Origin of the sequence: Bacillus sp. B1(2022) (assembly GCF_040259625.1) — a bacterium.
Lineage (GTDB): Bacteria > Bacillota > Bacilli > Bacillales > Bacillaceae > Bacillus > Bacillus velezensis.
This window is the reverse complement of the sequence record NZ_JANIFO010000010.1, coordinates 23372-35938: the sequence shown is the minus strand read 5'-3', so window position 1 is coordinate 35938 and position 12567 is coordinate 23372. Positions and strand designations below refer to the sequence as shown.

The following is a 12567-nucleotide window of genomic DNA, read 5'->3' as shown; positions in this document are numbered from 1 at the left end:
CGGATTCGCTTCCGGGTTTTTTGCTTATTTTGATTCGCTTAGTGAGGCGACTTCCGTCGTCCAGCCGAACACGTCGGCTTCCGCGCCTTTTTGAATGCCTGTAATGGTATCATACAATTTCTTCGAGATCTCTCCGGTTTCACCGCTGCCGATGACAAGACTTTCATCATTCCAGACCAGTTCGCCGACCGGAGAAATGACCGCCGCCGTACCGGTTCCGAATGTTTCTTCCAATCGGCCGTCACGATGCGCCTGAATGATTTCATCGATCGAAATCTTCCGCTCAGACACAGTCAGTCCCCAATGTTTGAGAAGGGTGATGACGGAATTTCTCGTAATTCCTTCAAGAATGCTTCCGTTCAGCTCCGGCGTCACGATTTCGCCGCTGATTTTGAAGAAGATGTTCATGCTGCCGACTTCTTCGATGTATTTTTTCTCAATGCCGTCAAGCCATAAAACCTGGGAAAATCCCTTCTCTTCCGCAACCTGCTGCGCTTTCAGGCTTGATGCGTAGTTGCCGGCGGTTTTCGCGTTTCCGGTGCCGCCTTTGACGGCGCGCACGAATTCGTTTTCCACGGCGATTTTTACCGGTTTAATGCCTTCTTTGTAATAAGAGCCGACCGGGGAAAGAATGATAAACAGCTTGTACGTATGGGATGCCGCTACACCGAGGAAAGGCTCAGTCGCAATGATAAACGGACGGATATAAAGGGAAGTGCCTTCCGCTTTCGGAATCCAGTCTTTGTCGATGGCTACGAGCTGTTTCAGGCCTTCAAGAACAAGCTCTTCATCAATGAGCGGGATGCAAAGGCGGTCATTTGACTGGTTCAGGCGCTCCATATTTTTCTCCGGTCTGAACAGAAGCACTTCCTGATCCTTCGTTACATACGCTTTAAGCCCTTCAAAAACGGTTTGGCCGTAATGATAAACCATGGCCGCAGGATCCATTGAGATGGACTGATAAGGGATAATTCTCGGATCATACCAGCCTTGATCGGCGTCGTAATCCATAACAAACATATGGTCGGTGAAAATTCTGCCGAACGCAAGGTCATGGGGGTCCGGTTTCGGTTTTTTGGCTGAAGTCAATTCAACACGAATATCTTGTTTCATAATGTTCTGTCTCCCTATTGGTGTTATTGTCAAACTTATTTGAAAATAATTTATATTCTATTGTATACCTTCAACAAATATTCGCAATAGTTTTCCTCAAATTTGTGAAAAAATCAAATCACATAAAAAGCAGGGGAGAGAATGCCCCCTGCGTGTTCGTTTTTACGTATTCTGTCATCACCGTGCTCAGTGAACCGTCACCTTGCCGGTTTTGTAAAACTGCTCCATTGCTTTATCGACGTACACCCAGCCCTTCCAGGCGATATGGATGGTGTCTTTCATAAAGTACGGATCATATTCGTGCCCGGATAAGTCGGCAACCTGAAAGCCCTTCGCTTTAATTTGCTTAGTGACTTTTTTGTAGTAATCAGTCCGGCCTTTTTTCGGGAATTCGGTGTAGTCGTAAAACTTCCCATTTACGGGAATGACGACGAACATCGGCTTAGCCCCGGCATCCTTCAGAATAGTAAGCATATCTTCAAAATCTCTGAACTCCAGTGACTTTTTATAGGCGTATGTTCTGCCTTTGTTTGAACCTTTGGCTTTAGGCACTTTATTCTTGATTTTTTTATAAACAGAATCGTCTATAAAAAACGGATTAGAACGCGTGTGATCTTTACCATATTGAGCAGCCAGTTTTTCAAGCTGGGACCAGGACTTTCCCTTTAGGTTATTATTAACGAAACGTTTTGGTCCTTGCGGCTCTTCTATCGAATAATAAAGGTCCTTCTTTTCTAAGATATTATAATAAAGCTTCGCAGCCGGTGTTAATGCGTTTACTTTCCATGTCTGACCTTTTACAGCCGCTTTATACAGTTCAGACAGGACTGCATCATTCTGTACAACTTTGTAGTGCAGCATACGCTTCATCATTTGTTTTTTCAGTTTTGGTTCAATGTTGTGATTAAAAGCCAAGTCAAGAGCTTGCAATGATGAGAAATTAGGAGCAAAATGCTGCTCATTTGAACCATGTTTTGTAAACCATTGCGGTGATACAATAAATACCATCTTTCTGCCTTTAAGCTGATCAGCATGAGCGGCAAAATTTATGGCATGAATTAAAGATTGCGAACCGCCTTTTCCGACAAGATAAGGCGTAAAGCCTTGGTTGTTCACTTGGAAATAGTTGGACGGGTGAAACTCATCCAGTCTTGAAAGCTCGGAAGAACCGAAAATCGGCAGATACTTCGAGTCTTCGAACATTTTGTTTTGAAGATAGAGTCCCTGGAACATATTCGGATTTAAGGCTGCCGCCGACTCTTCGACACGTTTTTCAGGAATGAAGCGCGTAAGCCATGAAGCCGGAACTGCGATAGCTCCGACAAACAGGACGAACGCTAAAATAATTGGTCCAAAGAAACGCTTTTTCATTTACTTCAACTCAGTCAGTTTGTTTACAATGTTGTTTGGCGTATTCCACTCGTCACGGTCAAATTCAGTGATCGGCACTGTAATGCCGAAGCGGTTTTCGATGGCGACCAGCAGCTCTACAGTTCCGAAAGAATCAAGCAGTCCTTCTTCAAAGATTTCAATATCAGGATTTTCTTTCACAGCGTCCTCCTGACAAACTTCAGCTAATACGTCTAATACTTCCTGTTTAAATTCCATGTGTTTTCAATCTCCTTTAGTGATGAAATGGTTTTCCTGAGAAAATATAAAATCCGAAACATACGAAATGGAATGTGATGACGATGGCTAAAAAGGCCGTAAAACGATTGGCGGGCAGCCACTTGTATTTCTTATTCCATTTCTCAAAAAAGTTATACCCGGTCATTAATACGGCGTGGTACAGGCCGTATACAATATATTGCAGGGCGAGTCCGTGCCAGACGCCCATCAGCATGAACAGCAGGAAATACCCGATGTTTGAGACGGCCATCCGGTTCTTTATCCATTTTTTCTTTGTCATCCAGAAAACAAAGCGCATAAATACGTAGTCTCTGAACCAGAAGGATAAGGACATGTGCCAGCGGTTCCAGAAGTCTTTAATGTTTTTGCTGATAAACGGCTTATTAAAGTTTTCCGGAGATTTGATACCCATGATATAGCTTACACCGACGGCAAACATCGTGTAACCCGCAAAATCAAAAAACAGGTACAAGCTGTATCCGTACATGTACAGCACATTACCCCACAGTTTGCTGTGGGTGATATGAGACAGATTCATAATGAAATACGTGTTAATCGCATATCCGATAATGAATTTGTATAAGAAACCGATAAAAATTTTATGAATGCCGGTATACAGTAAATCAGCGTATTCTCCCTTTGTCCATACTTTCTGTTCGTCCTTGGCAAATCTGCGGTATCTGTCGATCGGACCGGAAGAAATGGTCGGGAAAAACATTATAAAGTACAAAAGGCGGTGAAGCGGCATTTTTTCTTTAATCAGCCCGTCTCTCGTTTCCATGATCAGCTGGACGCCTTTAAATGTCAAATAAGAAATTCCTAAGAAACTGATCAGGTTATGAACCGGGTGATGAGGCACCGGCGGAAAGAAAAACGGCCATAATTTAGATAAAAACAGGGGTAAAATGGACGCGATCACGGCCATACTGAAGACAAAGCCGCTGTTGGCTTTCAGTCTGTAAGCGAGATAACCCCTGATTAAAAGCACCTGCCACAGCGTAAAGATACATAGTGCGATCACGCCGTGCAGATCATGCGCGAAAATCAAAGCCAATACGATGATGGATATAAACATGTTGTATCCTTGGAATCTCTTGCCGTTCAGCCCTAAAATAATCGTCGGCAAAAGAAGGATTCCAAGTAAGATAAAGAAGAAAAACGAGCTGTAAGGCGTCATACAAGAACCTCTTCGCCAATGCGTTTACGGTCGATTTTTCCGTTCGCAGTCATTTGAATGTGATCCTGATAAATGAATTTTCTCGGAATCATGTAGGCCGGAAGCGAAGCGGCCAGTTCTTTCTTAATGGCGCTTGTCAGCTGGAATTCTTTTTCAAAATCATGTTTTTCAGGCACGATGGCGGCAATTAAATATTCGACAGGTCCGTTAGGCTGATACGGGATGACAACCGCCGTGCGCACATATTGAGACTGCCTTACATGTACTTCGATTTCCTCCAGCTCCATGCGGTAGCCGTGAAGCTTAATCTGGAAATCAAGGCGTCCTTGGCAGAAAATCTGACCATCCTGAACATAACCGGCATCACCCGTGTGATATGCCCACTGGCCGTCGATCGGGAAAAACGCTTTTTCCGTCAGAGAAGGTTCTCCGAGATAGCCTTTGCTTACGCTCGGGCCCGCGATGATGATTTCCCCTTTTTCTCCGTCCGGAAGCTTATTCCCGTTTTCATCCATGATGAAGATATCCATATCGGGTTTTGCAAAACCGACAGGCAGAGATTCATTTTCATCAATGATCTGCTGCGTAATTTCAACGGAGGTGACGGCAACCGTTGTTTCAGTCGGGCCGTATGTATTGAATACGCGGGCCTTCGGAAAACGGTTTAACAGCTCCTGTGCCACGGCAGCCGGAAGCGCTTCTCCGCAAAACATAAATACTTCTGCCTCAGGCAGGAGCTCCTGCGTAAAGCCGGGGTCCATCAGACACATTTGGACGAAAGACGGCGTCGATGTCCAGACGTTCAGTTTGGATTTCTCCAGCTCTTCAAATAGTACTTTCGGTTTATTGATTTTGTCTTTCGTTACGCAGTGCAGCGTACCTCCCGTTTGAAGCGACGGGAAAATGTCCATGACAGATAAATCAAAAGAAAACGGAGCTTGGTTTAAGAATGTCTTACCCTCGCCCACAGGAAAATCCCTGCAGATCCAGTCAGTGAAGCTTTGCAGGTTATCAGCCGATATCTGCACGCCCTTCGGATTTCCTGTGCTGCCGGACGTGTAAATAATGTAAAACGTGTCCAGCTCTTTTACCCAGTTCTCACGGCTGAGGTCTGCATCTTCGTCAGCTGCAAGCTCTTCGGGCGTAACGGTTTTAATCAGATTGCTTCCCGTATCGACTGCATCGCCCGATACGCTGATAAGCAGCTCTGCGCCTGAGCTTTCAATGATTTTGACGATCCGCTCCGCCGGGATGGAAACATCGACAGGGATGTAAGGGCGGCCTGCTTTGACGCTTCCTAAGAAAGAAACGATCATATTCGGCTCCATATGTCCGTAAACCAGGACAGGCGCTTTCGAACCGTCAGCTGTATGTTTTTGAATGCCGGACGCAACCCGCTCCGACAAATCCCATAATTCCCCGTAAGTGAGGGAATGATCTAAGGAACGAAACGCTTCGGCCTGCGGCTTGGCGTCTGCGTATGTTTTTATAGCATCAAGTAGTTTCATAGTTATCCTCCCCGATTAGAAATCGTTGTAAATATAAGTGCCGGTATTCGCTGTATGAAATCCATACATCCAAAAGAGCAATACTAATATCAGAAAATAAAAGCCCGTATGAAACGTCCATTTGATCAATGTATTTTCATAAGCACGTTTTAATTTTTGCATCATATTCAAAATTCCTTCCCCGCGTATTCAATAATTACACCAGTATATGACGATTAGATTAACAAAAAGTTTCAAAATATGTCTAATATCCTAAGCTTAAAATTTCCTTAAAAATGAATGAGAAACAAAAGGATGGAAAACACGCATGTATAAATTGGCAAATGATCATACTAAAAAGGCGCTGTTCAGGCGGGATTTTTAACTTATCGTAAATATAAACGAGGTAAAAAAATTTTGGCGGCTTTTTCTTAAGCAGGCTTGTGCCGAACCCCAATGGAGAAGGGCGAAAAGCCGTTTCCGGCAGGATAGCCGATAAAGCGCCGCATCTTGTGAAATGAGGAAGAAATTATTATGATAGATAAGGTAGCAGAAAACGTGAAAACCCCAATTCAACACTACTGTTATCGGCTGACTGTGAAAGCCTTTTAATAGAAAGGAAGAGGAAAATGAATCAAAACAATATGGGGGGCAGCCAAAAGACGCCCGAGAAAGAAAGCATGGGCCGCATTTTGTGGCAGCTAACCCGCCCTCATACATTGACGGCATCGTTTGTACCCGTACTTCTCGGCACCGTATTGGCGATGTTTTACGTAAAGGTTGATTTCCTGCTGTTTTTGGCCATGCTGTTTTCCTGCCTTTGGATCCAGATCGCCACGAACTTATTCAATGAATATTACGATTTTAAACGCGGTTTAGATACGGAGGATTCCGTCGGTATCGGCGGAGCGATCGTCCGCCACGGCATGAAGCCGAAAACAATTCTGCAGCTGGCGCTCGGCTCTTATGCGATTGCCCTCGTGCTCGGTGTTTATATCTGCATGAGCAGCAGCTGGTGGCTTGCGGCTATCGGCCTTGCCGGCATGCTGATCGGCTATCTGTATACGGGCGGCCCGCTGCCGATTGCGTATACACCGTTCGGGGAACTATTCTCCGGCATTTGCATGGGCTCTGTATTTGTCCTTATTTCTTTCTTCATTCAGACAGGCAGAATTAATGAACAGAGCATTTTGATTTCCATCCCGATCGCCATCTTGGTCGGAGCCATTAATCTGTCCAACAATATCCGTGATATTGAGGAAGATAAAAAGGGCGGACGTAAAACCCTGGCCATTTTGATGGGGCATAGAGGGGCCGTCATGATACTGGCCGCATCTTTTGCCATCGCTTACATCTGGATCGTCGGTCTTGTCATCATGGGTTACACAAGCCCGTGGCTGTTCCTGGTCTTCCTGAGCGTGCCGAAACCCGTTCAGGCCGTGAAAGGCTTTGTGAAAAACGAAATGCCGATGAACATGATTATTGCGATGAAATCAACGGCGCAAACCAATACATTTTTCGGATTCCTGCTTTCCATCGGACTCCTGATCAGTTATTTCCGCTGATTAAATGAAAGGGCAAATGCCATAACCGGCATTTGCTTTTTTTTATGAAATAATCTTCACGATTTTGTAAAGAACCTGACCGCGGACTGACCCGTCTTATATACGGACAGCAAAGCAAGGAGATGAAAAAAATGGACTTGTCAACAGCCCATATGGATGATTTGAAAACGGTCATGGAAGATTGGAAAAATGAATTATTAGTTTATAAATTCGCTTTAGATGAGCTGGATACGAAGTTTTCTATCATCAGCCAGGAATATAATCTGATTCACGGGCATAACCCGATCGAGCATACAAAATCACGCGTGAAAAGTTTTGAGAGTATCGTCAATAAACTGATGCGCAAAGGCTGTGATGTGACGACGCAGGAAATGAAAGAGCATATTCATGATATTGCGGGTGTCAGGATTATCTGTTCCTTTATTTCCGATATTTATAATGTCGCTGAGGTTTTGAAGCAGCATAAGGACCTGAAGATCGTAAAGGTGAAGGATTATATCAAACATCCGAAGCCGAACGGCTACCGCAGCCTGCATTTGATTATTGAAATTCCCGTTTATTTGACGAATCGTGTGGAATATGTGAAGGCGGAAATTCAAATCCGCACCATCGCCATGGATTTTTGGGCGAGTCTTGAACATAAAATTTATTACAAATTAAATAACGAAGTCCCAAAGCATCTGACCGACGAGCTGAAGGAAGCGGCGGACATCGCCCATTATTTAGACGAAAAGATGCTTGGGATTAAGAAAGAAGTCGATTAAACGATTGATGCATCACAACCAGCCGGACCGCTTTTATGTGCAGTCCGGCTGGTTGTTTTTATGTTTACGTGTTTTCGCTTTCCTGCGCGATATATTCTGACGATGATTCAGGCTGAAATCCTGATTGAATTTGAACAGGGAATGCAGTAGATATCAAATCGCAAACAGCGCATTCCCGCAGAAAAAATGTGTAAGATCGAGGTTTACTTTTTAAAAAAAGGGAAAGACATTTGTACAACAAAAAGGGAGATGAATATCAGTGGGAAAGAATGAAACAATGCATATCGTATCATGTGCCGATGATCATTATGCTCGTCATTTGGGTGGGATGTTCGCTTCTTTATTGATGAATATGGATAAAACAAGGGATGCAAAATTATATGTAATCGACGGCGGAATTACTGCCGAAAACAAGGACAAGCTTGAACAGACCGCGATGTCATTCGGGACGCCGCTTGAATTTTTAGAAGTAGACGCTGATCAATACAAGCATGCAGTCGAAAGCAGCCACATTACAAAAGCGGCTTATTACCGCATTTCCATCCCTGATTTAATTAAGGATGAGTCCGTAAAGCGGATGATTTACATCGATTGCGATGCAATTGTGATGGAAGATATTTCGGTTTTATGGGACTTGGATATTTCCCCGGCAATAGTTGCGGCGGTAGAAGACGCCGGACAGCATGAAAGGCTGAAAAAAATGAATATCAGCGACACTGCCAAGTATTTTAATTCCGGTATTATGATTATAGATTTCGAACCTTGGAGAAAACAAAATATTTCCGAAAAGGTGATTGATTTTATTAACGAAAACAGCTCGGAGGATTTTCTCGTGTTTCATGATCAGGACGCGCTTAACGCGATCTTATATGATCAATGGCATGAACTGCATCCGCGCTGGAATGCGCAGACGCATATTATCATGAACGAGAAAACGCCTCCTGAACTGATCGACCGTATACGTTACAGAGAAACACGTGCCGAACCGGCCATCGTCCATTTCTGCGGCAGCGACAAGCCTTGGAATACAGGCACCTCGCACCCGTATCGTGATCATTATTTCCGATATATGTCCTTTACGAAATGGAACACGATCGACCGCCCGGCCATGAACCAATAGGCAGGTGTGATGAAACGCTTGTGAAGCCGTTATCCGGCTCATAAGCGTTTTTTTGCTATTTCACCCGAATCGCACGCACGCGTTTTTGCAGGCTGGTCTTTTCGGCAGACGGCTTCAATCGGCTGACTGCCGTTTGCGCCGCTGATTTTGCTTTTTTCGTCTTGGTTTTTTCAGCCGTTTTTACTTTGTCTCTAGCCTGCTGCCGGTTGAGTTTATCTTTTATCCGGTCAAGCCGTTTTTCCAGAGCGTTTTTTTCTTTTCCCGGCTGGATTTCGCTGACTGCTTTTTGGGCTTTTACGGTGCTGGCCTCAGAGGTCTTTTTTTCCGCCTGCTTGACGCTGGCCTCAGCTGTTTTCAAAAGGCTTGAGTTGACAGCGTTCAGCCGCTTTTGCAGCCCTTTTTTTTCTGAACCGGCCGGTAATTTGCGAATGGCGCTTTGTGCGGCATTGACGGCGGTTTTTTTCTTTTGTTTTTCGGCAGTCCGGACTTTGTCTCTTGCGTCCGTCACATTTCTTGCCGTCTGAACTTTATTGATCCGGGACTCGAGAGCGGTTTTTCCCTTTGACTTGGACAGCTTGCTGACGGCCGTTTTTGCTTGATTGATATCTGCCTGTTTTTTCGTCTTTTCCGCTTTTATTACGGCCCGTTCGGCATAGCTCTTTTGCTTTACATGATATTGCACCAGGCCGTACCCGAATCGGCTGTCACGTCCGGGAGCGCCCAGATCTTTGACGTTTTGCTGCATCTGCTGCCGGAGCTGTGTATTTGTTTCCTCGGGATATTTCTGCCTGAGCAGCGCGAACATGCCGGTGACGTGGGGCGCGGCTTGAGATGTGCCGTCAGCCGTGGCGTACATTTGATTCAGATACGTGCTCGTAATATTGGTGCCGGGTGCGGCAAATTCAATTTGTTTTCCGGTCGTGGAAAAAGCCGCGAGCCCGTTTTTTTCAGTTGACGCTGAGACTGCCGTTACGCTGCTGTAGGCGCCCGGATAATTGACGGGTTTTTTGTTGCCGTCGTTTCCTGCGGCGGCTACGATCATGATTCCTTTTTTGTATGCTTTATCTACGGCGTCGTGAAGGATTTTGCTGTCTGCGTTTGTCCCGAGGCTCATATTGATGATGTCCATTTTATTGGCGATCGACCAGTCGATTGCTTTAAGAAGGCTCTTAAGATCCCCTGCACCCTTTCTGTCTAATGCCTTAACCGCATATAACCGGACATCCGGCGCGATGCCGTCAATGCCGTATCCGTCATGTTTGGCCGCAATGATTCCGGCGACATGCGTCCCGTGTCCGTTGTCATCTTTGTATGAGGAAGTATAGCTGACTGCGGAATAGCCTCCCGCAATGGACAGATCATCATGAGGATAAATGCCGCTGTCAATGACAGCCACTTTCACCTTTTTTCCCGTCAAGCCTTCTTTCCACGCCTGCTTGACCTGAGTCGGTTCTATATCCCATTGCGGCAGCGCGTAACTGCTGCTTTGGACCGCTGATAACGGGCGGATATCAGAACCGCCTGCTGCCTGAAAGGATACATTGTCTTCTACATATAAGATGTCAGGGTCCTGTTTCAGGTCTTTCACCGTTTGTGAATCGGCTGACACGGCGAATGCCGGGAGATGCTGATAGGTCTGTTCCACATCCGCTCCGCTGTCTATGGCGGATTCCTTGCCGTTTTGATTTTTGTACACCACGATAACGTCCCGGTCGTGCGTCTCGGCGTGCGCGGGCGCCGCGGCGGAGAACAGGCCGGCGCACAAGGCCGCGGCCATTATCGGTTTCAGGGTGTGATACATTGCAATTCCCCCTTTTTCTTTATATATCGGCAGTGCGGAATTCTTTTTTTCCTAAGGGATAAGGAAAATTTCTGTATGCAAATGTAAGCGTTTCCAAAATAGGATGGAGAAAATGCTTTAAGACATCTGCGCAATGAACTCAAAAAGGGGGTTTTTGATAAATGAGTACGTTCAATCGGGTCATGGAAGAAAAAATCATGCCTGTCGCCGGAAAAGTCGCCGGCCAAAGGCACTTAAGAGCTTTGCGGGACGGCATTATTTTGACTATGCCGCTTATCATCATCGGATCGGTTTTTCTGATTCTGACGAGTCTTCCGATTCCCGGTTATGCCGATTTTATGGCTGGTCTTTTCGGTGAAAATTGGGTTGAAAAGCTCGGGTATCCCGTGAATGCGTCCTTTGATATTATGGCGCTTGTCGCCGCCTTTGGGATTGCTTACCGGCTTGCGGAAAGCTATGAGGTGGATGCCCTGTCGTCGGGAGCCATTGCCCTTGCCGCCTTTTTATTGGCGACGCCGTATCAGATTCCGTTTATTCCTGACGGCTCGGCAACAGAGATTATGGTGGGAGGCGGCATTCCGATTTCGCTGCTCGGAAGCAAAGGTCTGTTTGTCGCGATGATCATTGCAATGCTGTCTACGGAAGTGTACCGGTTTATCATACAAAGAAATATCGTCATTAAAATGCCTGACGGAGTGCCGCCTGCGGTCAGCAAATCGTTCGTTGCGCTCATCCCCGGTTTCATTATTATTACGCTTGTATGGCTGGCCCGTCTGTTTATTGAAATAACTCCTTTTAAAAGCCTCCACAATGTCGTAGGCGATCTGCTGGGCACCCCGCTGTCTATTTTGGGCGGGAGTCTCGGCGGGAGTCTTATCGCCGAATTCGTGCAAATGCTGCTTTGGTCGTGCGGCATACACGGCGCGTCCATTATCGGCGGCGTCATGTCGCCGATCTGGTACGGGGCGATGGACGCCAACCGTTTGGCTTTTCAGGCGGGAGAAGCGCTGCCGAGCATTTTTACGACACAGTTCTTTCAAATATGGATTAATGTCGGCGGAAGCGGAGCGACGCTTGCCCTTGTGCTGACCATGCTTGTGCGCTCCAGAAGCAAACAGATGAAACAGCTCGGCCGTCTCGGCATCGGGCCCGCGATTTTTAACATTAACGAACCGATTATTTTCGGGATGCCGCTCGTCATGAATCCGCTGTTAATCGTGCCTTTTATCATTGCGCCGCTCTTGACCATTACGGCGACGTACATCGGGATGAGCACGGGGATGGTGGCAAAACCGGCGGGAATCGCCGTGCCGTGGACGATGCCGCCGCTGATTTCCGGTTATTTGGCGACGGGCGGGAAAATCTCCGGTTCGGTCATGCAGCTGATCAATCTCCTGATTACATTTATCATCTATTATCCGTTTTTCCGAATTTGGGATCTTCAAAAATGGAGAGAGGAACGGGCGGCGGAACAAAACGTCACTGAAGAAACATAAAAAAAACGGGCACTTTCGCCCGTTTTTTTTAACGCTGGAAAAATTCGATCCATTCGCCGTCTGGTCCTTCAATGTAAAAGTAGCGGTACCCGTTCGGAAGCGTCGTGATTTCTTCATCGATAAATACGGCGCCCTGACGCTTCGCATGCGTGAATTCCGCCGCGATATCTTCTGTCAATAAAGCGATATGATGGACTTTTCCTTCTGCGGGAAGCTCGCTGCTGTAGCCCTGGATCAGCTCAATTTCTGTCTCCGGCCCTTCCTGAAAGCCGAGAAAGGCAAGTTCAATAATGCCGTTCGTATGAGTGATACGATCCTTTAACTGCATACCGAGAACGTCTTGATAAAAGGCGATGGATGTTTCAATATCTTTGACCATAATGCCTGTATGGTCGATTCTTTTGGCTGTCATGGT

Annotated in this window: 12 protein-coding genes; 4 read left to right on the top strand and 8 right to left on the bottom strand. The window is 46.0% G+C overall.

What is annotated here, in order from left to right:
* Positions 1-24: 24 nt before the first annotated feature.
* The 6 genes from NQS30_RS16460 to NQS30_RS16435 form a co-directional block, all read right to left on the bottom strand.
* A complete protein-coding gene (locus tag NQS30_RS16460; RefSeq protein WP_218791771.1) occupies positions 25-1116 on the bottom strand; it encodes a branched-chain amino acid aminotransferase in 1092 nt (363 codons plus the stop codon).
* Between the two features lie 183 nt (positions 1117-1299).
* On the bottom strand, positions 1300-2484 hold the full coding sequence (dltD, locus tag NQS30_RS16455; RefSeq protein WP_025285477.1) for a D-alanyl-lipoteichoic acid biosynthesis protein DltD: 1185 nt from the start codon (positions 2482-2484) through the stop codon (positions 1300-1302).
* Positions 2485-2721 (bottom strand): D-alanine--poly(phosphoribitol) ligase subunit 2, encoded by a 237-nt coding sequence (gene dltC, locus NQS30_RS16450; RefSeq protein WP_003150875.1) that lies wholly within the window; start codon positions 2719-2721, stop codon positions 2485-2487.
* A gap of 16 nt (positions 2722-2737) precedes the next feature.
* The gene (gene dltB / locus NQS30_RS16445) at positions 2738-3919 is read right to left on the bottom strand and encodes a D-alanyl-lipoteichoic acid biosynthesis protein DltB (RefSeq protein ID WP_015240830.1); all 1182 of its coding nucleotides are present in this window, start codon (positions 3917-3919) and stop codon (positions 2738-2740) included.
* Positions 3916-5427: a D-alanine--poly(phosphoribitol) ligase subunit DltA gene (gene dltA / locus NQS30_RS16440; RefSeq protein ID WP_015240829.1), complete on the bottom strand. Its 1512-nt coding sequence runs from the start codon at positions 5425-5427 to the stop codon at positions 3916-3918. The genes dltB and dltA overlap by 4 nt, the downstream gene beginning before the upstream one ends.
* Before the next feature lie 15 nt (positions 5428-5442).
* Positions 5443-5592, bottom strand: coding sequence for a teichoic acid D-Ala incorporation-associated protein DltX (locus NQS30_RS16435; RefSeq protein ID WP_003150882.1), 150 nt, complete (start codon positions 5590-5592; stop codon positions 5443-5445).
* 443 nt (positions 5593-6035) lie between these two features.
* Between NQS30_RS16435 and NQS30_RS16430 the strand changes: the two genes are divergently transcribed.
* The 3 genes from NQS30_RS16430 (at position 6036) to NQS30_RS16420 (ending at position 8855) form a co-directional block, all read left to right on the top strand.
* Positions 6036-6971, top strand: coding sequence for a 1,4-dihydroxy-2-naphthoate polyprenyltransferase (locus NQS30_RS16430; protein ID WP_003150884.1), 936 nt, complete (start codon positions 6036-6038; stop codon positions 6969-6971).
* A 131-nt stretch (positions 6972-7102) separates the two neighbouring features.
* A complete protein-coding gene (gene ywaC, locus NQS30_RS16425) occupies positions 7103-7735 on the top strand; it encodes a GTP pyrophosphokinase YwaC (RefSeq protein ID WP_007407732.1) in 633 nt (210 codons plus the stop codon).
* A 259-nt stretch (positions 7736-7994) separates the two neighbouring features.
* Positions 7995-8855, top strand: coding sequence for a glycosyltransferase family 8 protein (locus NQS30_RS16420; protein WP_007407730.1), 861 nt, complete (start codon positions 7995-7997; stop codon positions 8853-8855).
* A gap of 55 nt (positions 8856-8910) precedes the next feature.
* On the opposite strand, the gene NQS30_RS16415 is transcribed toward NQS30_RS16420, so the two are convergent.
* Entirely contained in the window at positions 8911-10656 is a 1746-nt protein-coding gene (locus tag NQS30_RS16415) for a S8 family peptidase (protein WP_218791417.1), read from the bottom strand.
* A gap of 161 nt (positions 10657-10817) precedes the next feature.
* Here NQS30_RS16415 and celB point away from each other — a divergent pair, with 161 nt between their 5' ends.
* Entirely contained in the window at positions 10818-12152 is a 1335-nt protein-coding gene (celB, locus tag NQS30_RS16410) for a PTS cellobiose transporter subunit IIC (RefSeq protein ID WP_007407728.1), read from the top strand.
* 28 nt (positions 12153-12180) lie between these two features.
* Here the strand turns inward: celB and NQS30_RS16405 are convergent, their stop codons facing one another.
* Positions 12181-12564 carry a glyoxalase GlxA gene (locus NQS30_RS16405; RefSeq protein WP_032875731.1) on the bottom strand — a complete coding sequence of 128 codons (384 nt, stop codon included), beginning with the start codon at positions 12562-12564 and terminating at the stop codon, positions 12181-12183.
* Between the last annotated feature and the right edge of the window lie 3 nt (positions 12565-12567).